This is a genomic window from Fontimonas sp. FW305-C-3 (assembly GCF_058783185.1).
Genome location: NZ_JBYSYK010000003.1, coordinates 249,650 through 273,439 on the forward strand (window position 1 = coordinate 249,650; position 23,790 = coordinate 273,439).

The window sequence follows — 23,790 nt, forward strand, 5'->3', positions numbered from 1 at the left end:
CTATCGTCCCTATCTTGAGGTCGCCTGCAACAGGGTCTGGAAGATCGTGTCGGCCACCTGCATGACCCGCGCCGCAGCCTGGTAGGCCTGCTGGAAGCGGATCAGGTCGGCGGCTTCCTCGTCGAGATTCACACCGGATACCGACTCGCGTTCCGCGAGCGTCTGCGACTGCACCGCGGCCTGCGCGTCGCGGCGCGTCAGCGCCTGCTGCGCATCGAGGCCGGCGCTGGTGACCATCGCCGTCTGCGCCTGCGTCAGGCTGCTACCGCCGCTGAACACGCCGCGGCTCGCCAGCCCGGCGAGCGCCTGCGCATTGCCGTTGTCGCCGCTGTTGGCGGTGCCGCGCGCAATCGTGAACTGCGCACCGGCGGCCGGCGTGCCGCTGACCGCGACGCTCCAGCCGTTGACGCTGATCGGCGTGCCGGCGGTGTACGCGTAGCTGCCGCTGCCGTTGATCTGGTAGGTGTTGGCGCTGCTGAACGTGATCGTGACCGGATCCAGCAGATTCGCATTCGTGGCATCGGTCACCGTCGGCGTGGCCGCGGTGACGCCGCTGCTGCCGGTGACGCGCAGCGGCGATGCCGCGGCGACCTTGGCCGGATCGCTGACCGCGACGCGCAGCTGGCCGGCGGCGAACGCAGTCGGCTGCAGCACGTAACGGTCGCCAACCGCCGGGGTATTGGCGATCGTCAGTTCAAGCCCGGCGCCGCGCAGCGGATCGGCGGCGGTGCCGGTGCCGCTGAGTGCGACGTTGGCGCCGCTGCTCTTGTCGGTCAGCTGCCAGCCGCCGCTCAGATAGCGCAGTTCGTAATCGTTGCCGCTCAGCGCGCTGACGTCGCCGAAGCCGACCGTGACGGTCGCGTTGCCGGTATTGGCGGTCGCGGCAAGGCCCTTGCTGGTCGGCTCGGCGAAGAACAGGCCGCCGAGATTGCCGCTCGCATCCATGCCCTGCGCGTGCTGGGCGTTGACCGTCTCGGCAATGCCGACGGCGAGCTTGCCGAGTTCATTACGTGCGGGATCGATGATCTCGCGCCGCACATCGAGCAGGCCGCCGAGGCTGCCGCCGCTGAGCTGGTTGGTGACGATCGCCGTGCCGCCGAGCGAGATCTCGACGCGGTCGGTGCTGTAGCTGTCGCCGACCACCGAGAGCGCCGTCGCCTTGTTGCCAAGCACCAGCGACTGGCCACCGCTGGTGAACACGTTGAGGCTGCCGTCGTCCTGGCTGACCGTCGAGATGCCGATGCGGCCTGCCAGATCCTGCAGCAGCTGGTCGCGCTGGTCGAGCAGATCGTTCGGCGCCTGGCCGCCCATCTGGCCCTGCGCGAGCGCGATGCGCTCGTTCATCTGCGCCAGAGACGTCGTCAGCTGATTGATCTCGCTGACCGTCGAGCGCATGCGCGAGTCGACATCGGTCGCCATCTGGTCGATCTGCGACTGGGTTTCGTTGAAGCGCGCGGCCAGCGTCTGCGCCGTGCCGATCAGCGACTGGCGCGCGGCCGTCGAGCTCGGGTTCTGCGCCAGCGTGTTCGCCGCATTGAAGAAGTTCTGCATCGGCGCCGCCAGATTGCTGTCGCTGTTCGACAGCAGGCTGTCGACGCGACCGGCATAGCCGGCGAACACTTCAAGCCGCGCATAGGCTGCGGTATCGCCCTGCAAGCGCGTATTGACCAGACCGTCGGCGATGCGGCGCACGTTCTGCACCGAGACGCCGCTGTTGAAGCCCGGTGCGGCGCCGAGTTCGACACGCTGGCGCGTGTAGCCCGGCGTGTTGACGTTGGCGATGTTGTGGCTGGTCGTGTCGAGCGCGCGGCGATAGGCCAGCAGCGCCGACGATCCGATGGAAAGCATGTCGCTCATGGCAGTCTCAGACGCTCAGTTGACGCGGCGCGGCGCGCTCGCTGCCCTGTACGGCGGCAAGCGCGGCGGTCATCGTCGGGCCGTGCGCGACGCGCATGATCTTCTGCGCGTAGGCCGGATCGGTGGCATAGCCGGCCTTCTGCAGGCCGGCGACATAGTTCGATTCGCTGCCGCCATGGCGCAGGGCCTCGGCGTAGCGCGGATTGGACTTGATGAATTTCACGTAGTCGGCAAACGACTCGCCAGCCGAGGCGTAGCTGCGGAAGCGCGCCGATTCGGACTGCGCGACGCCATTGCTGTATTCCGTCGTCATGCGCTCGACCTTGGCGCCGCTCCAGCGGCGATCGGCCTTGATGCCGAACAGGTTGTTGCTGGAACCGCCGTCGTCGCTGCGGATCGCCTTGCGACCCCAGCCGGTTTCCAATGCCGCCTGCGCGATCAGCACGCGCGCCGGCACGCCCAATTCGGCGGCTGCGGCTTCGGCATGCGGGCGGACGGCGGCGACGAATTCGGCGGCGCTGCGGGCGCGGATACCGGACTTCTTCATAGATTCACCGTCATTCTCGCGTACGCGGGAATCCAGGGAATTCACAGCGGCGCTCTCCGCCCTGGATTCCCGCGTACGCGGGAATGACGATGTATCCATAGCGGGTGGACGTTGCGGCAGCGGATTGAGCCGCGAAACATCGGGCGCCGTATTCGCATTCGCCGCCTGACGCCCCTGCAGCTGACGCACCAGCAGATCGGCAATACCAAGCCCACGACCGCTCGACATGTGCACCGCCATCTGCTGATCGAACATGTCCTGATAGAAGCCAGTCTGGCCGCCGCCCATGACGTCATCGCCGAGGCTCGCGGCGCGCGCGCTCTTGAGCATCTGCTGCGTCATCAGCGCCTCGAACTGCTGCGCGGTCTTGCGCAGCGCTTCCGGGGTCTGCGCACGGGCGTCCGCACGCAGACCGGCGAACTGATTGAAATCAGTGACCAGGTCCGGGCGGTTCAGCGTGTTCATCAGATGACCACCAGCTCCGCGCGCAGCGCACCGGCTTCGCGCAAGGCTTCGAGGATCGCGATCAGGTCGCCCGGTGCGGCGCCGACCTGATTCACGGCACGCACCAGATCATCAAGGCTGACGCCGGCGTTGAGCACGAACATGCGGCCGCTGCCTTCCTGCGACACGGTGATCTCGGAGCGCGGCACGACGGTGGTCTCACCCTGGCTGAACGGATTCGGCTGGCTGACCTGCGGCTTTTCGGAGATCGTCACGGCGAGCGAGCCGTGCGTCACCGCGGCCGGCAGCACGCGCACCTGGCTGCCGATGACGATCGTGCCGGTGCGCGCATTGACGATGACCTTCGCCGCGGCAGAGCCCGGCGTGACTTCGATGTTCTCCAGCGCGGCGAGGAAGATCACGCGCTGGTTGCCGTCGCCCGGCGCGTTGACCGCGACCGTGACGGCATCGACCGCGCGCGCATGCTCGCTGCCGAGAAACTGGTTGATGCCGTTGGCCATCATCGCCGCTGTCGTGAAGTCCGGCGTATGCAGGTTCAGGCGAATGTCGCCGCCCTCAGCAAAGGCGTTCGGCACGACGCGCTCGATCATCGCGCCATTCGGAATGCGCCCGGCGCTCGGGATGTTGACGGCGACGCGCGAGCCGTCCTTGCCGGACACGCCGAAGCCGCCGACGACGACATTGCCCTGCGCGATCGCATAGACCTGGCCGTCGGCGCCTTTCAGCGGCGCCATCAGCAATGCACCACCGCGCAGCGAACCGGCGTTGCCGATCGACGACACGGTGATGTCGATCGTCTGGCCCGGCTTGGCGAACGGCGGAATCTCGGCGTGGATCGCAACCGCCGCGACGTTCTTCAGCTGCAGGTTCTGGCCCGGCGGCAGCACGACGCCGAGCTGGCTCAGCATCGCCTTGAGGCTCTGCGTCGTGAACGGCGCCTGGGTGGTCTGGTCGCCCGAGCCGTCGAGACCGACAACGAGGCCATAGCCGACCAGCGGATTGCTGCGCACGCCTTCGACGCTGGCCAGATCCTTGATGCGATCGGCGTGAGCCGGCGCAAGAACCAGGAGCAAGCAGACCGCAGTGAGGAACTTGCGCATGGTCATTCTCTAGAAAGGAAACACAACGGAGCTGAAGAAGCGGCTCAGCCAGCCGGCGGAATTGGCATCCGCCATCGCGCCGCGTCCGGCGTAGCGGATGCGCGCATTGGCGATGCGGTCGGACGTCAGGCTGTTGTCGGCGCGGATGTCTTCCGGCCGCACGAGACCTTCGACCGAAACGGTTTCGCTGCCCTGGTTCAAGGTCAGTTCCTTCTCGCCGCGGACGACGAGATTGCCGTTCGGCAACACACGCACCACCATCACGCCGATACTGCCGCTGAGCGCATTCGACTGCGAGCTGGTGCCGCCGCCGGTGAACTTGCTCTCGGCGCCGAACTCGGTGTCGAGGATCGGCACGCCGCCGGCGGTCACCGGGCGACCGAGCAAGGTCGGGCTGTTGATGCCGACGCTGGATTCGCGCGCGGTCGAGGTATTGGCCTTCTTCTGCGCCGTCGTCGATTCGATCAGCAGCACGGTCAGCACGTCGCCGACGCGATGCGCCTTGCGGTCCTCGAACAGCGACATGCCCTGCTGCGGCGCATAGATTGCGCCGCTGCTGATCGGCTGCGGCGGTAGTTGCGCTTCGAGCGGCAGTTCGTACTGGTCGTCGACGGTCGCACCGCGCGACGCGCAGGCACCGAGTGCGAGCGCCAGCAGGATGATGGAAGCGCGGACGGCGTTCACAGGTTGTTGCTGACGTAGGCCAGCATCTGGTCGGTCGTCGAGATCGCCTTCGAGTTCATCTCGTAGGCACGCTGGGTTTCGATCATGTTGACGAGCTCCTCGACGACATTGACGTTCGAGGATTCGAGCGAGCCCTGCACCATCGAGCCGAGGCCCGACTGGCCCGGCGCGCCGGTCTGCGGCGTGCCGCTCGATGCGGTTTCCGCGTAGAGGTTCTCGCCGAGCGGCTGCAGGCCGCCGACGTTGATGAAGTCGGCGACGAGCAGCTGGCCGATCTGCTGCGGCGCCGATTCGCCGGCGAGCTTGGCGCTGACGATGCCGTCGGCGCCGATGCTCAGGCTCTGCGCGCCCTCCGGCACGGTGATGCCCGGCTGCAGCACGAGGCCGGCGTTGTTGACCATCTGGCCCTGCGCGTCGAGCTTGAAGCCGCCGTCGCGGGTGTAGGCGACCGAGCCGTCGGTCATCTGGATCTGGAAGAAGCCGCGACCGTTGATCGCCAGATCGAGCGGATTGTTGGTCTGCAGCATGTTGCCCTGGGTAAAGAGCTTCTCGGTCGCGACAACGCGCACGCCGGTGCCGAGCATCAGGCCGGTCGGCGCCTGGCTCTGCTGCGAAGTCTGCGCACCGGGCTGGCGGACCGTCTGGTACAGCAGGTCTTCAAAGGCGGCGCGGCCGCGCTTGAAACCGGTGGTGTTGACGTTGGCGAGATTGTTCGAGACCACCGACATGCGCGTCTGCTGCGCATCGAGTCCGGTCTTCGCGACCCACAGTGCTTGGTTCATTGCTGCCTCCACGACGGAAAACCGTCTTTGGGTGGAGGCTTACAAGTTCTGGGCCAGGGGGGGGTGTCAAGAAATTCACTTCATGCTCCCTCTCCCCGTTTCAACGGGGAGAGGGCTGGGGTGAGGGGCAGCACGGGTATTAAACGAACGAAGCTGCGTCGTCTGACAGCGCGCCCCTCACCCCGACCCTCTCCCCGCGCGCGGGGAGAGGGAGATTTCCTTTAGCCGTTCATCCTGAGCAGCGACGACGACGCCTGCGCATTCGCCTCCGCCGTCTTCATCAGCTTGACCTGCAACTCGAACTGCCGCGCGAGGCTGATCATGTTGACCATCGTCTCCGGCAGGTTGACGTTGCTGGATTCGAGCATGCCGGAGGTCAGCACATTGCCGGAGGCCGGCAGCGGCGGATCCGCGGGCTTGCCGCGCATCAGGCCGTCGGTGCCGCGCGTGAGCTGGTCGGGCCTGGCGCTGACGACCTTGAGGCGGGCGACCGTGCTCATGGTCTCCGCGCCCTGGCCGAGCGGCACGACGGAGATCGTGCCGTCGCTGCCGACGAGCAGGCGGCCGTTGGGCGGAATCGATACGAGGCCGCCATCGGACAGCACCGGCTGACCGCCGGCGGTGCGCAGCTGGCCGCTGGCGTCGAGCTGCAGATCGCCGGCCTTGGTGTAGGCCTCGCTGCCGTCGCTGGCCTGCACGGCGAGCCAGCTGTCTTCGCGCAGTGCGATATCGAGATCGCGGCCGGTCTGCTGGAAGGCGCCGCTGCGCGCATCCCAGGCCTGATCGGCGGCGGTGACGTTGACCCGCGACGGCAGACCGCCGCCCTGCACTTCGGCCGATGCGGCGGTCAGCAGCTGCGCGCGAAAGCCGGTCGTCGATGCATTGGCGAGGTTGTGGCTGTTCGCGGTCTGCGCACGCAGGGTCTGCGTGGCGCCGGTCATTGCGATGTATAGAGCGCGGTCCATGGGTTACCCCTGGAATCTTTAGCGGATGTTGATGATCGTCTGCGTGACCTGATCAGCAGTCGAGATCATCTGCGCGTTTGCCTGGAAGTTGCGCTGCGCGGTGATCATGTTGACCAGCTGTTCGGTCAGGTCGACGTTGGAGGATTCGAGCGCGCCGGATTGCACGAGACCGAAGCTGGTCGAGCCGGCCGGGCCGCGGACGACCTGGCCCGCCGCGAAGCTTTCGCCCCAGCTGCTGTTGCCGAGCTGCTGCAGACCCTGCGGATTCGGGAAGTTGGCGAGCGCGAGCTGGCCGAGCGGAATCGCCTGGCCGTTGGTGTAGCGCGCCTGCACGACGCCTTCGTCGGTGATCTCGACGCCGGTCAGACGGCCGGTGGCGTAGCCGTTCTGGCGCAGGCTCGCAACGCCGAAGCTGTTGCCGAACTGCGTGGAGTCGGACATCGACAGATTGATGTTCATCTGTGCCGCGCCGGTCGTCGGCGTGTAGCCGGCAAGCGCAATCTGGCCGCCAGCCGGCGTCAGCAGTGCGCCGGTGTCGGAATAGGTCAGCGTGGTCGGCGTGCCGACGGCGGCACCGTCGATCTGCACCTGCACGTCCCAGGTGTTCGCGGTCGCGCCCTTGATGAAGAACAGGTCGGCGGCGTGTGCGACACCGAGCGAGTCGTAGACGGTGACCGAGGTGGTCTTGTTGTAGCTGTTCGGATCGGTCGCCGAGAACGGCGTGACCGTCGGCGGCGTCGCATTGGCCGGCAAGTTGAGGTTGGCATTCAGCGTGGTCGTCGCGTTCGGCGGGTTGTCGCCGGTCGCGAGCTGCAGATCGGCGAGCCGCGCGGTGTCGAAGCTGGCACCGCCGTTGACCGGCGGGAACACCTGCAGACGCTGGTTGGCGGCATTGACGACGTAGCCGTTGCGGTCGGTGCCGAAGGCGCCGGCGCGGGTGTACGAGGTGCTGCCGTTGTCGGACAGCGTGAAGAAGCCTTCGCCGGACAGCGCGAGATCGAAGGAATTGCCGGTCGTCGTGATCGGCCCCTGCTCGAACTGCTGCGACACGCGCGACATGCTGGTGCCAATGCCGGTCGCGGTCGATGCGAGACCGTACGAGGAGATCGGGAACAGGTCGGAAAACTCGGCGCGAGATTCCTTGAAGCCGGTCGTGTTGACGTTGGCGATGTTGTTGGCAGTGACGTTGAGATCGGACGACGCCGCGTTGAGACCTGAAAGTGCGATACGGAAGGGCATGGCAGCCTCCTTAGAGAATCTGTTGAATGTCGGCCAGCGCCACCGGCGGCAGGCCATCGAGTTCGAGCGTCAGACCGTTGGCGCCAAGCGCGACGCTGCGCACCTGGACGATCGCCGAGGTATCGAGTTCGGTCGTGGTGTTTCCCTGCACGATGCTGGCGCGCATCGTGTAGTTGCCGGCCGCGGCGCGCTGGCCGCTGGCATCGAGACCGTCCCAGGCGAACTGCTGGTTGCCGGCGGCGAGCGTGCCGAAGTCGAGACGCCGCACGACCTGGCCGCTGCTGTCGACCATCTCGACCGACACCTGGCCGGACGACGGCACGTCGACCGCGCCGAGCAGATAACCTTCCTCGGGCAGCGGTGCGACATCGCTTTCGACCTGCACCGCATGACCGACGAGCTGCGCGGCCTGCAAAGTCTGGTTCGCGGTCAGCGAAGACGACAGGCTGCCGAAGGCTTCGTTGAGCTGCTCGATGCCCGACACCGTGCTGAACTGGGCGATCTGGCCGAGGAACTCACCGCTCTCCATCGGCTTGAACGGATCCTGGTTCTTCAGCTGCGTCGTCATCAGCGTCAGGAAGGCTTCCTGGCCAAGCGATTCCTTCTTGGTCGACGGCGCCTTCAGCGCGAGGCCAAGATCGGCATAGGGATTGGTTGCTGCGACGGTCATTTCAGATCACCGGAAAGTTATCGACTATTTGCCGAGCGTCAGCGTGCGCAGCGCCAGTTCCTTGGCGGTGTTCATCACTTCGACGCTGCTTTGGTACGAGCGCGCGGCGGAGATCATGTTGACCATCTCCTCGGCGACATTAACGTTGGGAGCGTAGACATAGCCTTCGGCGTCGGCGAGCGGATTGCCCGGCTCGTGACGCTTCTCTGGCGTGGCCGTGCTCTCGACGATGCCGAGCACCTGCACCGACGGCGTGTCGGTACCCGGCGCGGCCATTGCCTTGAACACTGGCAGGCGCGCCTTGTAGACCTCGTCGGCGCTGCCGGCGACGGCATCGGCATTGGCGAGGTTGCTGGCGACGGTATTGAGGCGCACCGACTGCGCGCTCATGGCACTGCCGGCGATATCGAAGATGCGCAGGGAGGACATGGTTCAGTGCCTCACTGGCCGGTCAGCGCGGTCATCATCGAGCGGATGCGTCCGTCGAGGAAACCGAGACTGGCCTGGTAGCGCAGCGCCGATTCGGCGAACTGCGCCTGCTCGGTCTGCACGTCGACGGTGTTGCCGTCGGCGCTGGGTTGATTGGGAATGCGGTACTTGAGGATCGCGGCGTCGGTCGTCGCGCCGCCGCTGGCCTGCTGCGTCGCCGCCGGATTCGCGCCGGCCGCGGCCTGCGCGAGCACCTCGCGGAAATCCAGATCGCGCGCCTTGAAGTTCGGCGTGTCGGCGTTCGCCAGATTGGCGGCAATCAGCTCCATGCGCCGGCGCTGGAGATCCATCGCCTGGGCTTGGATGCCGAAAAGTCCATCGGTTGCGGCCATGTGCTGCCTCCTCTGCCCGACGGACTGCGCCGGGGTTCGAGGAAGGACCTACAAGGCCTGTGCCAGCATGGCCGGCTGGCGCGCTTTCAGGCCGCCATGGCCGACGACTGGGCGCTTTTCAGCTGATCGAGCACCGCCTTCGCCAGCTCGTCGGCACCGAACTTGGCGATGAAGCGGTCGGCGCCGACCTTCTGCACCATCGCATTGTTGAAGACGCCGGACAGCGAGGAATGCAGGATCACATACAGATCTCGCAGGCGCGGGTTGCGCCGGATTTCCGTCGTCAGCGTATAGCCGTCCATATGCGGCATCTCGACGTCGGACAGCACCATCAGCAGCTTGTCGGTGATCGGCCCGCCCTCGGCGAGCAGCTGCAGCTGCTGCAGCGCCTCGCGGCCGTCGGCCACCGTGATGCATTCGACGCCCATCTCGCCGAGCACGCGCTCAATCTGGTTGCGCGCCACCCGCGAGTCGTCGGCGACCAGCACCTTGAGACCGGTCGCCTGCAGTTCCTGGGCCTGCTCGCGGATGCTGTCGTCGAGCGCCGGCGGGCTGCCGTTGACCTCGGCGAGCACCTTCTCAACGTCGATGATCTCGACCAGCTGGTCGTTGTAGCGGGTGATCGCCGTCAGATAACCCTCGGTCGCCGCCAGCGGCGGCGGCTGCAGCTGGGCGACGTCGACATGGACGATGCGGTCGACATGGCTGACGAGGAAGCCCTGCACCGAGCGGTTGAACTCGGCGACGATCACATGCGCGCCGGCGCTGTCGCCGAGGTTCTGCGCACCGATCGCCAGCTGCAGGTCGATGACCGGGATGATCTGGCCGCGGATATCGGCCACGCCGCTGATGTGCGCATGCGCACCCGGCAGGCGCGACAGCGCGGGCCGGCGGATGACTTCCTGCACCTTGAAGACGTTGATGCCAAAAATCTGACGCGGCCCCAGGCGGAACAGCAGCAGCGCCAGGCGGTTGTGGCCGGCCAGCTGCGTGCTGCGGTCGATACTCTCGAGCAATCCGATAGCCATGGTGGGCGCGTCCTTCGCGTGATGAAGCTTGATGCGAGCGCTATCGGCGCCGCGCGGCATTCCTTGAATGCCCGCCGACCGGCGGTCTGGCACGCGACTTGTAGGAGCCCCGCCATGAACAGGTTCCGTCACGCCGTTTTCGCCGTCGCTCTGCTGGGCTGGCTCGCGCCGGCGCTGGCCGACGACGAGGCGCTGGAGCGCATCCGCGAGGCCGCCACCGCGGCTGTCGCCGCCCAGGCGGCGCCGACCGCGCAGCTCAGCGCAGACAACCTCGATCCGCGCCTGCGCCTGCCCGCCTGTGCCGAACCGCCGCTGGCCGAGCCGCCGGCCAGTTTGCGCGGCAGCACGATCACCGTCGCGGTGCGCTGCAATGCGCCGAGCCAGTGGACCGTGCATGTTCCGGTACGCCTGCGCGATCCGCGCACGGTGCTCGTACTGTCGCGCGCCGTGCGCGCCGGCGAGACCGCCGGCGACGAGCTGTTCACCGTGCAGGAGCGCGATGTCGCGCTGCTGCCATTTGGATTCGTCGACGATCTCGAAGCCGCGCGCGGCATGCAGTTCAAGCGCGCCCTCGCGGCCGGCTCGACGCCCTCGCCGGCCGACCTGACGGCGCCGAACTGGGTCAAGCGCGGCCAGCTGGTGCAAGTCCTGAGCCGTGCCGGCGGCATCGAGGTCCGCGCCGAGGGCAAGGCCCTGGTCGACGGCAGCGCCGGCCAGCGCATCCGCGTCGAAAATCGCAATTCGAAGCGCGTCATCGAAGGCATGGTCAGCGCGCCCGGCGTCGTCGAGGTCGCGATGTGAGCGCCGTCAGCGGCTCGACCGTAAAGATTTTCCGGACATGGCCGATAAGCTGCCAGGGCACCGATGCCCGCAGGAGTCCGCCATGAGCAACAAGATTGAACCCAGCCGCAATTCGCCGATCCTCGCGAGCGTTCGCAGCCCGGCGTCCGGCACCGCCGGCCGCACCGCCGAAAGTGCGAAGTCGAGTGCGGGCGATTCCCTGAAGGTGACCGACCAGGCCCGTCTGGCGACGCGCGTGATCCAGGCCGCGCGCGAGAATCCCGAGCTCGATACGCAGCGCGTCAGTAGCGTGCGCCGGGCGATCGACAGCGGCAGCTACATCGTCAACGCCGCGGCGGTGGCCAGCCGCATGCTCCAACTTGAATGGCAACTATCGAGCCCATGAACGCATTCACCGCCAGTACCACGCTGCAGGAAAACCTCAACCGCCATTGCGCGAGCCTGCAGCTGCTGGTGGACCTGCTGCAGGAAGAGAATCAGGCCCTGCAGTCACAGGATGTGGCGGAGCTGGAACGCATCACCCAGGCCAAGGCACAGACGGCCGATCATCTGAATCTGCTCGGCCGCGAACTGCCGCCGGCCGCCAACGTCGCCCGCGCCGAACCCGCGCTGTGGGCGCGCCTGCAAACCCTCGCCGCGCAATGCCAGCTGGCGAACAAGACCAATGCCATGTTGCTCGATACGCGCACGCGCGCCGTCCGCGGCCGGCTCGAAGTGCTGCGCAGCGGCTACGACAACACGCCGCAGGGCGCCGCGGTCTACGGCCGCTCCGGCGTCAGCCAGAATTTCGGCAGCCGTCGCTTCGGCTTCGCCTGAGCCGCCACGGCGACGACCAGCGGTAGCCCGCGGGGGATTCACCGGCAAGGCCGGCGAGCGCCGGACGATCAAGTCGGCAAGCGTGCCGCCGATAAAATTGAATGCAGCCTCCATCGATCCCGCCCGCGGCCAGTCCTGCGTCCAGCCTCGGACGCCTCCTCAGTCAGCTCGCCTCGTGGAAGCCTTATCCGCGCGCGATGCTGGTCTATCTGGATCTGCGCCACATGCGCAGCATCAATCGCCTGGGCGACTCCGGCGCCGGCGATGCGGTGATCGCACAGACACTCGCGGTGCTGGAAAACTGGACCGGCCGCGCCGGCTTCGCTTACCGGCTGTGGAGCAATGAGTTCGTCGCTGTGAAATCGATCGACAGCGGCGAAAGCGCCGTCGATCAGGCCTCGACGCTGCGCGCCGAACTGACGGCGATCGTCTATCCATCCACACTCGGCAGCAGCCGCGTCGCGGTGTCGATGGGCTTGATGGTCGTCAACGCCGGCAGTCAGGACTGGGAGGCGCTTATCCACGACGCCGCCGAAGCCTGCGAGTCCGCCAAGCATCGCGGCTTGAATCAGATCGTCGCCAAGGACCAGCGTCAGAGCGTCGACGGCAGCGCCCTCGTCAACGCCAGCCATGTGCTGAACTTCAGATCGCTGCGCGACCAGGGCCGGCTGACGCTGCACGCGCAGCCGATCATGGACATCAGCACGCCGACGCCGCGCCTCGCGAAAGCCGAATTCCTGACCCGCATGCAGATCGGCGATCGCGCCGTGCCCTTGCCGCCGGGAACGATCGACACGCTGGAATACTTCGGGCTCACCACCGAACTCGACCGTCATTCGGTGCAGACGCTGTTCGCCTGGCTGGACCAGAACCCCGAGCTGCTGCGTCATCTGGACGGCGTCAGCCTCAACCTGTCGGCACGCTCGATCGCCGACGGTCATTTCATGGACGATCTCTACAACGAGGTGCGCAGCCTGCACCTGCCGGCCGGCAAGCTCGGCTTTGAAATCACCGAAACCGCGGCGATCGATCGTCTCGACATCGCCGCCGCGCTGGTCGCCGACTTCAAGGCGATCGGCTGCAACTTCAGCCTCGATGACTTCGGTTCCGGGCTGTGCTCCTTCGCCTACCTGCATTCACTGCCGGTCGATGAGGTGAAGATCGACGGCCGATTCATCCACGACATTGTCGGCAATCCGGTCTCGCAGGAGATCGTCCGTGCGATTCACCAGGTCGCCAAGGCGACCGGCAAGCGCACGGTCGCCGAGTTTGTCGACGAGCCCGGCAAGCTCGCGGTGTTGCGCTCGCTAGGCGTCGATCATGCGCAGGGCTGGCTGTTCCACAAGGCGATGCCGCCGGAGCAGCTGCTGAAGCTGTTGATGCGGCGCGATTCTCTGGCGGCCTGACGCACGGGCTCTCTGAGCGAGACTCAGGATTCAGGGTCTTCGTCGACGTACTTGTCGCCGGACAGCATGCCGCGAATCAGGTTCTGCCGTTCGAGGATGCTGCTGGCCGCGACGCCCAGCAGATGGATCGCGACGCAAGCCAGCATGCCGTAGGCCAACACCGCATGGACCGCAACCGGCCAATCCTCGCCCCAGTAGCGGTCCCAGCGGCTGACCCAGCCCGAGAGCGCGAGCAGCAACACCAGCACCCACAGCAGCAGGCCCATCGCCGCGCCGAGCGGGTTATGTCCGTACGGACGCGCGACCCGGCCGCAGAGCATCCCGCGCAGATGCGACAGTCCGGCGGACAGGCACGGCAGATGGATGCGCGCCGGCCCCGCGGACGAGCGCAGGCCGTACAGGATGCGCAGGCCGACGACGGCCGCGGCGGCATAACCCGCATAGCGATGCAGCTTGTCGCCGGAATCGTTGAGCATCGCGTAGACGAAAAGCGCCGCCACCGCCCAGTGCGCCAAGCGCACCGGCAGCGTCCAGACCTGCCTGAGCGTGCTCAAGGATTCCCGATGAATCAGTCGTCGATTTCCGACTTCACGATTTCCAGTGTCTTGGTGTCGAAATAGATCTCGGCCTTCTTGCCGTCCTTGTTGAAGCCATAGATCTCGTAGCAGTTGCCGTCGACCTTGAACTTCTTGATCTTGTAACCATCGGCTTCAAACTTGGCGCGGGCATCCGCCTCGCTCTTCCATTCGGCCTTCGGATTCGCCACGCAATCGGCGTCGGCCAATGCCAGGCCCGGCGCCAGGGCCAGTGCGAGCGCTGCTGCAGTCATTCTGATCATCGTTGATCTCCGTTTCCAAGAGTGAAGCCTGAACCCTACAGGCTGTATTCGACACCGACCTGAATCGCCACCGGCCGCCCGGGCCGCGCGCCGAACGGCCGCCGCGAAACGAGGTACTCGCGGTCAAGCACATTGTCGGCTCGCGCCGTGAACGCCCAGTTGCGCGTGAAGTCCCAACGGCCGAACAGATCGACGACCGTGAACGAATCGCTGCCGGTGCCAGGTTCTATCGGGCCGCTGCCGGTGAAATCGCGCATCTGCGACTGATAGGTCAGCGAGACACCGGTGGACCAGGCGCTGGCTTCAAGGCTGGTGCGCAGATTGAAACGTTGCGCCGGAATGTACGCCAGCCCGTAACCCGACTCGACATCGATATCGCCGCCTTGCGGATCGCGGAACACGAACGGCTCACGGAACTCGGCGTCGGTATAGGTATAGCTGAGATTCACCGGAATGCTGAGCCCCGCGCCAAGCGCCAGCGTGTACTCGTAGGCGGCTTCCACTCCCTGCGTGACTGCACGCCCCGCGTTGGTTTGCGTGTCCAGTTCACCGCAGCCGCTGGAACCGGTGCAGGCAATCGTCAGATTGCTGTAGTCGCTGTGGAAGCCGATCAGTTCAAAGCGCCCGAACGAGGTCATCAGGCGGCCGCCCAGCTCGTAGTTGATCGCCTCCTCCGGCTCGGCGTCGGCGGACGGTCCGACCGCGGCGGGCGAGAAACCCTTGTGAACGCCGGCGAGCAGATTCAGGCGCTCGGTGACGGCGTAGTTCACGCCCATGCCCGGCAGCACGATGACGTAATCGTTGTCGCGGCTCCGCTGCGTCGCATAGTTGATGTACTCCGAGCTGATCTGCTCGATGCGCAGGCCGGGCGCAAAGGTCCATTGGCCGACGGTGATTTCGTCGCGAATCCAGCTGGCGAAGGCCAGGCTGCGGCCCAGGTTGTTGTCCTTGATCTGCGGCGGCAGGTCGTTGCGCACGAGGTTGCCTTCGAACATCTCGTAGGCGTACATCGTGTGCAGACGGCGCGCCCGGTCGCTGTGCAGGCGCGCGCCGACTTCAAGGCGATGTTCGCCATAGCCCGACAAGGTCCAGTTCTGCCGGGCCTGGATTCCCGACGAACGGAACTGGCGATCGTTGGTGCGGATCTGCAGATCGTCGCCCTCGAAGTTCGGATCGCCGTTCTCTTCACCGGTCAGCACGCCGTACAGCAGGCGGTTGAAGCCTTCGTCGGGATTGCTCAGCACATCGCCGATCGTACCGCTGCCGAGATTGTCGAAGCGGCGCCAGAGGCGATCGAACTGATGCGAGTACGCGGTCGCGACCAAGGTGCCGCCGAACAGTCCTTGCGTCCAGTCGATGCGCTGATCGTTGCGATCGGAGTCGAAATGATCCAGGGCGCTGGCGCGGTAGCGACGCACCGGGTTGGCGCGGAAATCGGCTTCGGTGATGCCCAGATAGGTTTCGTCAGACGACTCATCGGCGTAGCCCAGACGCATTTCCAGAAGGCCTTTGCCGATCCGGTGCGAGGCCTTGAACATCGCCTCATTCTTTTCGAATCCAGTATCGCCGCCGCCGTCGAGTTCCTTGAAGCCGTCGCTGCCGACATGAACCACATCGGCGAGCAGGCCGAATCCGCCGGCCTGGCCGCCGGCGCGCGCATGAGCGCGGCGGTAAGCATCGGTGCCGGTCGCGAGGTCGACATCGAGTGCTGTCTCTTCGGGAATCGGCGCGGTCAGGAAGTTGATCGCGCCGCCCACCGTCTGCGGGCCTTGCGAGATGGCCGCCGGCCCCTTGAAGACCTCGACGCCGGTCATCCGCACCATCAATGGAAAGTAGTACGCGGCCGGCGCCGTGTACGGCGCGGGACCGAACAGCACGCCGTCTTCGAGAAGCGTGACCTTCTGGCTGCGATCGGCGGCGCCGCCGCGCATGCCGATGTTGGGCCGCAGGCCGAAGCCATCCTCTTCACGGATGTAGACGCCGGGCACGGTATTGAGAATGCGATTGACGTCGTCGTAGGCGTACTGGGTCAGGGTCTTTTCATCGACCAGATGTGCGGAGCCGGAGACCCGCGGCAAGCCTTCGCGCTCGCCGATGATGGTCAGCGCCGGCAGCTGCACCGGCGTATCGCTCTTCGCCGGCGCTGCGGTTGTGGCTGCCGGCGTCGGCGACGGTTGCGGCTCGATCTGCGCGAAGGCCGGCGTCGAGGCGAGGCAAAGGGTCAAGGCAACGGTGGAACGAAGATAGTTCATCGACTTCAGTGGGAAGGCTGAGAGTTGTCGGCCAGCGACAGACGCAAACGCGACATCAACGGCGGCGGCTCGGCTGGCGGCGCGGTGATCCACGCGGCGACACGCAGGCCGTCTTTGACTTGGGCGAGATCGACCGTGGGATCGATCAAGCGTGCGCCGGAACGGCCGTTCAAGGACACGACCGAATCGGCAAACACCTTGACCGGCCCGACGCCGCGCGCGTTGTAGTCGTCGCGGATGCGGTGCGCGAGAAACAGGATCATGTCGGGCTGCGCGGCCATTTCCCGATACTGCTGATCGGTGAGGTAGCTGTACGGCGAAACGATCTCGCTGACGCCATCCCGGCTGACAACGCGGTAATCCAGCGCCCCGGATTTCTCGCGCAGCATCACGCGCCATGAAAAGCGCATGCCCTGCTCATGCCACAGCACGGTGCCCGGATACAGCCAGTGACGCAGCGGCATCAGGAACTGGAACAGACAGAAGGTGCCGACGGCGGCGACCAGCGCCGTTCTGCGCGGCGTCCAGCGTGGCGCCGCGCCGCCGGCTGGCGCGATGCGCCGACGCAGCCAGGGCAATAGACGCCGTGGCCAATCCGGCTCGAAGTAGTTGAGCACTCCGATCACCATGATGAACGGGAACAGGCCGATGTTGAAGAACAGGTGCGTGAACAGGTGAAACACCAGGATCACGACGAAGGCGTACGGCCGTGCGCGCCGCCACAGCATGAACGCGATGATGAAGGTGTCGAACAGGAACGCGAACCAGGAGAACGCGAAGTGCACCCAGGGTTGGCCGAGAAACGGTCCGAGCAGCGGTAGTCCGGTGTGTGCCGGCAGCCAGATGTTCAAGGGCTGCGCATGCAGCAGCCAGTCGGTCTCGAACTTCGCCAGGCCCGCATAGAAATACAGCAGGCCGACCTGGAAACGCAGCCAGTACGTCTGCCACGCCGGCAAGGTCTCGACGCGAATGCCGGGACGCAGCCAGGCATCGACCGACCACATCCGGTGCGGCGACAGGAAACACAGGATCAGTGCCTGCAGCGAAACCAGGTAGTAGTGATTGAGATAGGTCGTGACATCCATCAGCTCGGCGTAGGTGAACAGGCACCAGAAGCTGACGATGGCGACGCGATAGAACAGTCCCAGCGCCACCATCAACGCCGACACCGCGATCGCCGTGTAGAGCGCATACAGGCCGGCCTGATCCGGCACCTGCACCCATTCGAAGCCCCAATACTTGAAGTGGAACGTCGGCTCCACGTAGAGCCGGTCGACCCAGCCCTGCGCCATGAAGCGCAAGGTGCCGCAGAACATCAGCAGACCGAACAGCACCCGATACGCCGCGAGCGCGGCGATATCGAGCGGCTTGAACCAGAACTGCAGGACAGCGTCGCGCCAACCGGCGGACGCAGAGGCAGTCTGCTCAGTCATTGTCGCCCGCGGCCGAGTCGGGGATGCGCAGGTTCAGCACCGAGGTGATTTCCACTCGCAGCGTATCCGTCGCAGCGTCGACCTTGCCGTGCAGCGAACAAGCCACCGGCTCGCCATTGCGGGCGGCGGACGCGTTGATGCAGGCATCGCGATTGGAAATTGCCGCAACCTTGTTCTCGAACTCGGCTTCGATCGCATCGGATGCGGCAATCGCCGCGTCGATCTGCGTAAGAATCTTGGTGGCGAGATCTTCGCGGTCAACACCCTCAAGCAGCGTGTTCAGGCCGAGACCGCCGTCGGCACCGGCGAACAGCAGCCGCGCCGCGCGCAGGTTGTTGCCGACGTGCACGCCCGAGATTCGGGCATAGCGCGACTCGACACGCTCCGGGCAGCTGTTCGTCGCACAAGGCGGCAGACCCGTTGCACCGATGCCGATCGGATTCGCGAGCTTGCGATCCTTGGTTTCCTTTTCCAGATAGAAGACCGCGGTGGAAATCGCATCGAGCGCGTCCTGCGGCATGTCGTAGGTGGTGTTGCCCGCACCCGCCGTCGAGAACGTCCGCAGGAAATTTCCGCCGGCCGGTTCCCAGGCATCGCGCAACTGCAATGCGACGGCCGAGACGCGGCGCGCCAGCTTCGCCGCGTACTGCGCGCGCTTGGTCTTGCCGTCGACGCCTGCCGGCGCCGCGCAGGCCGGGTTTTCGGTGTCATCGAACAACAGATACTCCAGAGACCCCATGCCGGTACGGTCGATGGGCGTCGCTGCAGTGGGTGTGACATCTCCATAAGCGGCCTGATGGACGCCACAGAGATTGAGTAGGGGGAAAGCGTAAATCTGATCGCGGAGACCCTGGCCACCCGGCTCCATCGAGCGTGCGGCGGGACCCAGCTGCAGCAATTCGGCGCGCTCGACCGCGGTCATCGTCGTGCGCCAGGCCGCCTTCGCGGCATCGCGCACCGCGTTGTCGCTCGGCGCTGCCGCCAATGCATCCACACGAGTCACCAGGATCTCGGCCTGGCTGTCCAGCTCGCGCAGCGCCGGCAGGATGACGTCTTCACCGAGGCTGGCGAGTACCGCACGCCGCGCATCGTCGTCGACGACCGGACCCGAAGTGGGCGTAGCCGTCGGCGTTGGCGTCGGATTCCCACCCCCGCCTCCACCACCGCCGCCACAGGCCGCGATCAGCAAGGAGAGGACAAACACCGTCGAGGCTTGCGCAATCTGTTTCATATCAAACTTTCCTTGTTAGCAGCACAGCGCACCGGCCCTTGCGAACCGGTGCGCTGCTCGAAACCGCTTGAACCTTCGTTCAGCGTTTAGGCATCGATATCCAGCAGCACCAGACGCGCGCCGTTCGGATCGGTCGACGTCGTCACGGCGAGGCGCTTGCCATCCGCGGACAACGCAACGTTGAAGAACTGCTGGACGACCGTCGTGCTCGGGAACTCCAGGATGCCGTCGCCATCGACGCTGGTATCCAGGTCACCGTCGGCGGTCAGCACGTAGATGGCAGGAACGCCGCCGAAGAAGCCGACGTGCGCGGTGCGATCGTCACTGAGCCCGATGATCTGGCGGCCACGCTCTTCCTTGCTCGTGCGGCCGAGGCTTTCGCTCTGCAGAACCTGATTGCCGTTGTTGCCCCAGCTGGTGTCCAGTGTGCCGTTGACGAGGCGGAAGCTGACCAGATCCGGGCCCTGCGTCGGCAGGAAGCCAAGCGTCGACGGCGTGTCTGCGCCACCGGTTGCCGAGCCGTAACCGGTCGTCACGTAGCTGCCGTCGCTCTGCTTGGCAACGCCATAGCACTCGGCAACGCCACCATCAGCCTTGAGCGGATTGAAGACCGCAACACCCGGCTGCACCGGCGTCAGGCCAAGCCCCGGGAACGTGGTGTCGAGCACACCGGCCGCCGTCAGGCGGAAGATCACGACATGGTTGCCGCCGGCTTCGCTGCCCAGATTGGTGTAGCCGCAAGCGGTGATCTTGCCGTCGTCTTCAACGATGCCGCGGCGACCGTTGTCGCTCAGCGTGCCCGGCGTCGACCAGGTAAAGGCCTTGCCGGCGTTGAAGGCCGGATCGGCGGCGCCAGTGCTCGCCAGCACGCGAGCGACGTAACGGTCGACATCGACGCGCTGCGTACCCGTTGCCGCATTGGCGGCCGAACCGAAGCCGAACACCACGAGGCGCTCGGTGTCGCCGCTCTCGTCGACCTTCAGGTCGTAGGCGGTATCGGTCGGGAATCCTGCGTGCGAGAAGCCTTCGGTCGTGCTGAACGTCGGTACCGGCCATTCGCCGTTGTCGGCATTGTTCCAGCCGAACACCACTTCGACGCGTCCGCCCGTACCGAAGGTGGTCACCGGCGTGCCGTCGCTGCTGAAGCGGACCAGATAGATGCTCGTGCCGTCGGCGCGCACGCCCGGCGTGCCGGCGGGATTGTCGCTCGGCGTGATTGCCTGGCCGCCATTCTTGTCGCCGGCATTGACGGCGACGACGACATCGCCCCCCGCCAGCTCGACGACGCTCAAGGTCTGCTCGATGCCGCCTTCGACGACATTCAGCTCGGCAAACCCGTCGCCGCTGAAGGTCGTGTCCGGCGAACCATCCGCGTTGAAGCGAGCGACGACGATCTTGCGATCGGCCGCGTCGGCGTCGGTATGGCCGGCGGCGTAGATCTTGCCGCTGCGCGCAAACGTCACGCCGCGCAGGTCGTTCGCCTTGGCGGTGACGTTGTCGGAAGCAACCGTGATTTCGCCGGACGGGCCGCCGTTGTTGTCGTCGCTGCAGGCGGTGACCAGACAGGCCATCGAGCCCGCGGCCAGCAGTTTCAGCCAGGTGTGATGCGTCATTGCAAATTGCTCCTAACGTGAATCTATATAAGAATGAGGATGAGAAGGATTACCGAATCCGAGCAAATCTTTGACCGACGACAGCCTGCTGGGAGGGAACTGCAATACCTTGCCGACGCGCCATCCAGGAAAAGTTACCGAATGGCATGTCCGATTTTTGTCCGAATGCCTCCCACCGCCCCCTCATGTCCGACCTCCCCCGGGGCCGGCTGAACAGAGGTGAAAGATGCGTCTGCTGATCGTCGAAGATAACCGGAGATTGATCGCCAATCTCTTTGAATACTTTGAGAAACGTGGCCATGTTCTGGACGCCGCTCCGGACGGCGTGGTCGGCAAATGGCTGGCTTCGACCCAGTCTTACGACGCCATCGTCCTGGACTGCATGCTGCCGCGACTCAACGGTTACCGGATGCTGCAGCAGCTGCGCGAGGAGAAAGGCCTGGAGACGCCGGTGATCATGCTCACGGCCCGCTCGGAACTCGCGGACAAGGTTGAGGGCTTCCGCGCCGGCGCAGACGATTACCTGACGAAACCCTTCGAGTACGAAGAGCTGGAGCTGCGCCTGCATGCCCTCGTCTCCAGGGTCACCAGGCCGCGCCGCCAGAGGCTGCTGCAAGTCGGCGATCTGCGTTTCGATCTGTCCACCCAGCAGGTCACACGCGGCACCGACAGCATCCACCTCTTCCCGGCCTGTCGGACGCTGCTGCAGGCCTTGATGGAATCCGCACCGGAAATCGTCACCCGCCAGCAACTGGAAGAGCGGCTGTGGGGCGCCGATCCGCCGGAAAGCGATCGCCTGCGCTCGTACATCCACGAGCTGCGCCGGCAGGTAGACGCTCCCTATGAACTCAAACTGATTCAGACGGTGCCGCGCTGCGGCTATCGCATCGCGTCTCCATGAGCCCAACGCAGAATCACGACTCCGGCAGGCGCAGGCGATGGAGCCTGCGGCGCAGAATCGTCGCCGGGCTGGTGATCTATCTGGTGCTGCTGACGGCCGGCGTGCTCGGCAACGACATGTACGTCAACGAACGCGCCGAGAGCTTGGTCTGGGAATCGCTGCTGGAAGGAGAGATGCAGCATTTCCTGTCGCGGCGCGCCGCCGACCCCGGCCATGAGTGGCTGCCGACGGCAGTGCACGAGCTCTATGAACTGCAACCGGGCAAGGACACGCATCCCGCGTTGCGCGCGCTGCCGCCTGGAGTCCATGACGAGATCATGATCGACGGGCGCGAGCGCGTGGTGCTCGTGCAGCCAGGCACCGATGGCGTCCGTTACGCACTGGCGCTCGACATCACCGAGCTGGAACAGGGCGAGTCGAGAATCAGGGGCGCCGTCTTCATCGCCGCGTTCGTTTCCGCCATCGCCCTCGCGCTGCTTGCGGCCTGGGGCGTTGCGCGCCTGACCCGCCCGCTCAAGCAGATGGCCGACCAGATTCTCGCCTTGAGTCCGGAGAAGTTCGACCAGCGCATCCGCCTGCCCGAACATTCCAGCGCCGAGCTGGCCGTCATCGCAGACGCCATGAACGCCTACAGCGAACAGATCGAGATGTTCATCGAGCGCGAGCGCGAGTTCGTCACCACCGCCAGCCACGAACTGCGCACGCCGCTATCGGTCATCGATGGTGCAGTCAGACTGGCGCTGGACGAACCCGGCCTGCCGGAGGCTGTCGACACGCGGCTGCGGCGAGTGCGCGAGACGGTCGCGGATGTCCATGAGCTGATGGCGATGCTGCTGATGCTCGCCAAGAATCCCAAGCGCGTCGTCGATGCCAGCGAGGATGTTTCGCTGAATGCCGTCATCGCCGAATGTACCGAAGCGCTCAGACCGCTGGCGGAAACCAAGTCGCTGACCCTCAAGACGCAGACCAGCATCGAAAGCCAGGTCTTCGGGCCTGCGCAGATGATCAAGTCCGCGATCAGCAACTTGATCAGGAATGCGATCGAGCATTCGCACGATGGCGACGTGCTGATTCACCTCGACACGCCGGGCACCGTACGGATCATCAACCGCGGCGCCGGCATCGATGCGAAGGAGCTCAGCCGCAGATACACCGAGCTGGCCCGCGGCGGCGGCAGGCATGGCGGCGGCGTTGGCCTGGCCCTGATCTCCAAGCTCGCGAAGCACTGCGGCTGGACGCTGTCGTTCGCCGAGATCGAGCAGGGCGGCGTCGATCTTGCCATCCGCTTCCCGCTTAGGACGCGCGCCTGAGCGGCGCCCCCGCGACAGTCAGAACAACTCCACCGCTCCCGACTGCATCGAGACCTGGGCAACCGGGCGATGCGGCGGTACCCGCCAGGCTTCCTGCTCCGGGTTTGGCGGCGCACTGAGCGGCTGCGCGCCGGCATCGGACTGCGGATCGAGCGCCACCGCTTCGGCGTTGATCGCGTCGATACGCTTGGCATGCTTCTGCGCCGTTGCCAGCGCCTGCGTCGAGATGTCTTCGAACTGCAGGCAGCGAATGGCTAGGCCGACGGCGAGATGAATCTGCTCGCGTGCGGCGGCAACATCCTGGATGCCGCTGCTGAGGCCGCGGTTGATCTCGTCGACCTGGCCGATCAGGCGCCCCGCCTCGCCGCGTGCGTCTTCGCTGAGGCTCATGTCGCGGGAAGCCATCGTGCCGACGGTGTCGCGCACCGAGGCGACCGCTTCCTTGGAATTCGAGACCAGCTTGCGAATCTGCTCGTTGAAGTTCGTCGAGCGCTCGGAAAGATTGCGCACTTCCTCGGCGACGACCGCGAAGCCGCGACCCGCCTCGCCCGCTCGCGCCGCTTCGATCGCGGCATTGAGCGCGAGCAGATTGGTCTGGTCGGCGATCGTCTTGACGTCGCCGAGCAGATCGAAGATCGCGTCGAGATGCTTGACCATCGCGTCGATCTGCTGGACCGTCGTCAGGCTCTGACGGCTGACCTGCGCGAGCGAGTCGACGAGCTTGTTCATCAGGCCCGCCGCCGCTTCGGCAAAACGGCGGACGTTGATGCCCTCGCTGGACTCGCCGTTCTTGACGAGCAGGCGCGCCATCGCGGTTTCCTGGGTCTTCGACTGACGGGTGATGTCTTCAAAGGCCGAGCCCAGATGCCGCACGGCCTCGGCAATCAGCGTCCGGACGCGCTCGACTTCCTGGCGCACACCGTCCGCTTCTGCGGAAAGCCCGCTGCGCAGTTCGCCGAGCGTGTGATGCTGGCGCACGGACTGCGCACGATGGCGCTGGTTCTCGCTGCGCAGCGTCGCCAGCTCGCGTT

24 protein-coding genes are annotated in these 23,790 nt (G+C 65.8%); 6 read left to right on the plus strand and 18 right to left on the minus strand.

Going from position 1 to position 23,790, the window contains the following annotated elements:
• Nucleotides 1–9: 9 nt before the first annotated feature.
• From flgK to AC3WUF_RS12660, 11 genes are all read right to left on the minus strand, one after another.
• Entirely contained in the window at nt 10–1,857 is a 1,848-nt protein-coding gene (gene flgK, locus AC3WUF_RS12610; protein WP_492426068.1) for a flagellar hook-associated protein FlgK, read from the minus strand.
• A gap of 7 nt (nt 1,858–1,864) precedes the next feature.
• Entirely contained in the window at nt 1,865–2,869 is a 1,005-nt protein-coding gene (flgJ, locus tag AC3WUF_RS12615) for a flagellar assembly peptidoglycan hydrolase FlgJ (protein ID WP_492426070.1), read from the minus strand.
• Nucleotides 2,869–3,969 carry a flagellar basal body P-ring protein FlgI gene (locus AC3WUF_RS12620; RefSeq protein WP_492426072.1) on the minus strand — a complete coding sequence of 367 codons (1,101 nt, stop codon included), beginning with the start codon at nt 3,967–3,969 and terminating at the stop codon, nt 2,869–2,871. The genes flgJ and AC3WUF_RS12620 overlap by 1 nt, the downstream gene beginning before the upstream one ends.
• A 9-nt stretch (nt 3,970–3,978) precedes the next feature.
• Nucleotides 3,979–4,653, minus strand: coding sequence for a flagellar basal body L-ring protein FlgH (gene flgH, locus AC3WUF_RS12625; RefSeq protein ID WP_492426074.1), 675 nt, complete (start codon nt 4,651–4,653; stop codon nt 3,979–3,981).
• Nucleotides 4,650–5,435 (minus strand): flagellar basal-body rod protein FlgG, encoded by a 786-nt coding sequence (gene flgG, locus AC3WUF_RS12630; protein ID WP_492426076.1) that lies wholly within the window; start codon nt 5,433–5,435, stop codon nt 4,650–4,652. The genes flgH and flgG overlap by 4 nt, the downstream gene beginning before the upstream one ends.
• Nucleotides 5,436–5,656: 221 nt before the next feature.
• Nucleotides 5,657–6,400, minus strand: a complete 744-nt coding sequence (locus tag AC3WUF_RS12635) for a flagellar basal body rod protein FlgF (RefSeq protein ID WP_492426078.1) — start codon at nt 6,398–6,400, stop codon at nt 5,657–5,659.
• Nucleotides 6,401–6,418: 18 nt separating this feature from the next.
• The gene (flgE, locus tag AC3WUF_RS12640; protein WP_492426080.1) at nt 6,419–7,639 is read right to left on the minus strand and encodes a flagellar hook protein FlgE; all 1,221 of its coding nucleotides are present in this window, start codon (nt 7,637–7,639) and stop codon (nt 6,419–6,421) included.
• Nucleotides 7,640–7,649: 10 nt separating this feature from the next.
• Nucleotides 7,650–8,309 (minus strand): flagellar hook assembly protein FlgD, encoded by a 660-nt coding sequence (locus AC3WUF_RS12645; RefSeq protein ID WP_492426082.1) that lies wholly within the window; start codon nt 8,307–8,309, stop codon nt 7,650–7,652.
• Nucleotides 8,310–8,333: 24 nt separating this feature from the next.
• Nucleotides 8,334–8,738 (minus strand): flagellar basal body rod protein FlgC, encoded by a 405-nt coding sequence (flgC, locus tag AC3WUF_RS12650; RefSeq protein WP_492426084.1) that lies wholly within the window; start codon nt 8,736–8,738, stop codon nt 8,334–8,336.
• Between the two features lie 11 nt (nt 8,739–8,749).
• Complete coding sequence (gene flgB, locus AC3WUF_RS12655; protein ID WP_492426086.1) at nt 8,750–9,130, minus strand: flagellar basal body rod protein FlgB; 381 nt, start codon at nt 9,128–9,130, stop codon at nt 8,750–8,752.
• Nucleotides 9,131–9,216: 86 nt separating this feature from the next.
• The gene (locus tag AC3WUF_RS12660; protein ID WP_492426088.1) at nt 9,217–10,158 is read right to left on the minus strand and encodes a chemotaxis protein CheV; all 942 of its coding nucleotides are present in this window, start codon (nt 10,156–10,158) and stop codon (nt 9,217–9,219) included.
• A gap of 114 nt (nt 10,159–10,272) precedes the next feature.
• On the opposite strand from AC3WUF_RS12660, the gene flgA reads away from it, so the two are divergent.
• The 4 genes from flgA (at nt 10,273) to AC3WUF_RS12680 (ending at nt 13,181) form a co-directional block, all read left to right on the plus strand.
• Complete coding sequence (gene flgA, locus AC3WUF_RS12665) at nt 10,273–10,959, plus strand: flagellar basal body P-ring formation chaperone FlgA (protein WP_492426090.1); 687 nt, start codon at nt 10,273–10,275, stop codon at nt 10,957–10,959.
• An 82-nt stretch (nt 10,960–11,041) separates the two neighbouring features.
• Complete coding sequence (gene flgM, locus AC3WUF_RS12670; RefSeq protein ID WP_492426092.1) at nt 11,042–11,344, plus strand: flagellar biosynthesis anti-sigma factor FlgM; 303 nt, start codon at nt 11,042–11,044, stop codon at nt 11,342–11,344.
• Nucleotides 11,341–11,775, plus strand: coding sequence for a flagella synthesis protein FlgN (locus tag AC3WUF_RS12675; RefSeq protein WP_492426094.1), 435 nt, complete (start codon nt 11,341–11,343; stop codon nt 11,773–11,775). Before flgM ends, AC3WUF_RS12675 begins: the two co-directional genes overlap by 4 nt.
• A gap of 101 nt (nt 11,776–11,876) precedes the next feature.
• Complete coding sequence (locus AC3WUF_RS12680) at nt 11,877–13,181, plus strand: EAL domain-containing protein (RefSeq protein ID WP_492426096.1); 1,305 nt, start codon at nt 11,877–11,879, stop codon at nt 13,179–13,181.
• A 23-nt stretch (nt 13,182–13,204) separates the two neighbouring features.
• On the opposite strand, the gene AC3WUF_RS12685 is transcribed toward AC3WUF_RS12680, so the two are convergent.
• The 6 genes from AC3WUF_RS12685 to AC3WUF_RS12710 all read right to left on the minus strand — a co-directional run bounded on the left by AC3WUF_RS12685 (nt 13,205) and on the right by AC3WUF_RS12710 (nt 20,548).
• Complete coding sequence (locus AC3WUF_RS12685; protein ID WP_492426098.1) at nt 13,205–13,735, minus strand: cytochrome b/b6 domain-containing protein; 531 nt, start codon at nt 13,733–13,735, stop codon at nt 13,205–13,207.
• Nucleotides 13,736–13,749: 14 nt separating this feature from the next.
• Nucleotides 13,750–14,019, minus strand: a complete 270-nt coding sequence (locus AC3WUF_RS12690) for a PepSY domain-containing protein (protein WP_492426100.1) — start codon at nt 14,017–14,019, stop codon at nt 13,750–13,752.
• Nucleotides 14,020–14,054: 35 nt separating this feature from the next.
• The gene (locus AC3WUF_RS12695; RefSeq protein ID WP_492426102.1) at nt 14,055–16,271 is read right to left on the minus strand and encodes a TonB-dependent receptor family protein; all 2,217 of its coding nucleotides are present in this window, start codon (nt 16,269–16,271) and stop codon (nt 14,055–14,057) included.
• 5 nt (nt 16,272–16,276) lie between these two features.
• Nucleotides 16,277–17,704, minus strand: a complete 1,428-nt coding sequence (locus AC3WUF_RS12700; protein ID WP_492426104.1) for an HTTM domain-containing protein — start codon at nt 17,702–17,704, stop codon at nt 16,277–16,279.
• Nucleotides 17,697–18,935 (minus strand): imelysin family protein, encoded by a 1,239-nt coding sequence (locus tag AC3WUF_RS12705; RefSeq protein ID WP_492426106.1) that lies wholly within the window; start codon nt 18,933–18,935, stop codon nt 17,697–17,699. The genes AC3WUF_RS12700 and AC3WUF_RS12705 overlap by 8 nt, the downstream gene beginning before the upstream one ends.
• A gap of 86 nt (nt 18,936–19,021) precedes the next feature.
• A complete protein-coding gene (locus AC3WUF_RS12710) occupies nt 19,022–20,548 on the minus strand; it encodes a delta-60 repeat domain-containing protein (protein WP_492426108.1) in 1,527 nt (508 codons plus the stop codon).
• A 226-nt stretch (nt 20,549–20,774) separates the two neighbouring features.
• Here AC3WUF_RS12710 and AC3WUF_RS12715 point away from each other — a divergent pair, with 226 nt between their 5' ends.
• A complete protein-coding gene (locus AC3WUF_RS12715) occupies nt 20,775–21,449 on the plus strand; it encodes a response regulator transcription factor (protein ID WP_492426110.1) in 675 nt (224 codons plus the stop codon).
• Entirely contained in the window at nt 21,446–22,759 is a 1,314-nt protein-coding gene (locus AC3WUF_RS12720; protein ID WP_492426112.1) for a sensor histidine kinase, read from the plus strand. Before AC3WUF_RS12715 ends, AC3WUF_RS12720 begins: the two co-directional genes overlap by 4 nt.
• An 18-nt stretch (nt 22,760–22,777) precedes the next feature.
• On the opposite strand, the gene AC3WUF_RS12725 is transcribed toward AC3WUF_RS12720, so the two are convergent.
• Nucleotides 22,778–23,569 (minus strand): methyl-accepting chemotaxis protein, encoded by a 792-nt coding sequence (locus AC3WUF_RS12725; RefSeq protein ID WP_492427180.1) that lies wholly within the window; start codon nt 23,567–23,569, stop codon nt 22,778–22,780.
• Between the last annotated feature and the right edge of the window lie 221 nt (nt 23,570–23,790).

Bases quoted from the DNA above. Each gene is read 5' to 3' on its own strand.
- AC3WUF_RS12700 (WP_492426104.1), bottom strand. From the start codon at position 17,704: ATGACTGAGCAGACTGCCTCTGCGTCCGCCGGTTGGCGCGACGCTGTC.
- AC3WUF_RS12635 (WP_492426078.1), bottom strand. From the start codon at position 6,400: ATGGACCGCGCTCTATACATCGCAATGACCGGCGCCACGCAGACCCTG.
- AC3WUF_RS12620 (WP_492426072.1), bottom strand. From the start codon at position 3,969: ATGCGCAAGTTCCTCACTGCGGTCTGCTTGCTCCTGGTTCTTGCGCCG.
- flgA (WP_492426090.1), top strand. From the start codon at position 10,273: ATGAACAGGTTCCGTCACGCCGTTTTCGCCGTCGCTCTGCTGGGCTGG.
- AC3WUF_RS12680 (WP_492426096.1), top strand. From the start codon at position 11,877: ATGCAGCCTCCATCGATCCCGCCCGCGGCCAGTCCTGCGTCCAGCCTC.
- flgE (WP_492426080.1), bottom strand. From the start codon at position 7,639: ATGCCCTTCCGTATCGCACTTTCAGGTCTCAACGCGGCGTCGTCCGAT.
- flgC (WP_492426084.1), bottom strand. From the start codon at position 8,738: ATGTCCTCCCTGCGCATCTTCGATATCGCCGGCAGTGCCATGAGCGCG.
- flgJ (WP_492426070.1), bottom strand. From the start codon at position 2,869: ATGAACACGCTGAACCGCCCGGACCTGGTCACTGATTTCAATCAGTTC.
- AC3WUF_RS12715 (WP_492426110.1), top strand. From the start codon at position 20,775: ATGCGTCTGCTGATCGTCGAAGATAACCGGAGATTGATCGCCAATCTC.
- flgK (WP_492426068.1), bottom strand. From the start codon at position 1,857: ATGAGCGACATGCTTTCCATCGGATCGTCGGCGCTGCTGGCCTATCGC.
- flgM (WP_492426092.1), top strand. From the start codon at position 11,042: ATGAGCAACAAGATTGAACCCAGCCGCAATTCGCCGATCCTCGCGAGC.
- AC3WUF_RS12690 (WP_492426100.1), bottom strand. From the start codon at position 14,019: ATGATCAGAATGACTGCAGCAGCGCTCGCACTGGCCCTGGCGCCGGGC.
- flgB (WP_492426086.1), bottom strand. From the start codon at position 9,130: ATGGCCGCAACCGATGGACTTTTCGGCATCCAAGCCCAGGCGATGGAT.
- AC3WUF_RS12710 (WP_492426108.1), bottom strand. From the start codon at position 20,548: ATGACGCATCACACCTGGCTGAAACTGCTGGCCGCGGGCTCGATGGCC.
- AC3WUF_RS12675 (WP_492426094.1), top strand. From the start codon at position 11,341: ATGAACGCATTCACCGCCAGTACCACGCTGCAGGAAAACCTCAACCGC.
- AC3WUF_RS12660 (WP_492426088.1), bottom strand. From the start codon at position 10,158: ATGGCTATCGGATTGCTCGAGAGTATCGACCGCAGCACGCAGCTGGCC.
- AC3WUF_RS12720 (WP_492426112.1), top strand. From the start codon at position 21,446: ATGAGCCCAACGCAGAATCACGACTCCGGCAGGCGCAGGCGATGGAGC.
- AC3WUF_RS12705 (WP_492426106.1), bottom strand. From the start codon at position 18,935: ATGAAACAGATTGCGCAAGCCTCGACGGTGTTTGTCCTCTCCTTGCTG.
- AC3WUF_RS12645 (WP_492426082.1), bottom strand. From the start codon at position 8,309: ATGACCGTCGCAGCAACCAATCCCTATGCCGATCTTGGCCTCGCGCTG.
- AC3WUF_RS12695 (WP_492426102.1), bottom strand. From the start codon at position 16,271: ATGAACTATCTTCGTTCCACCGTTGCCTTGACCCTTTGCCTCGCCTCG.
- flgG (WP_492426076.1), bottom strand. From the start codon at position 5,435: ATGAACCAAGCACTGTGGGTCGCGAAGACCGGACTCGATGCGCAGCAG.
- AC3WUF_RS12725 (WP_492427180.1), bottom strand. From the start codon at position 23,569: ATGGCGCGCCTGCTCGTCAAGAACGGCGAGTCCAGCGAGGGCATCAAC.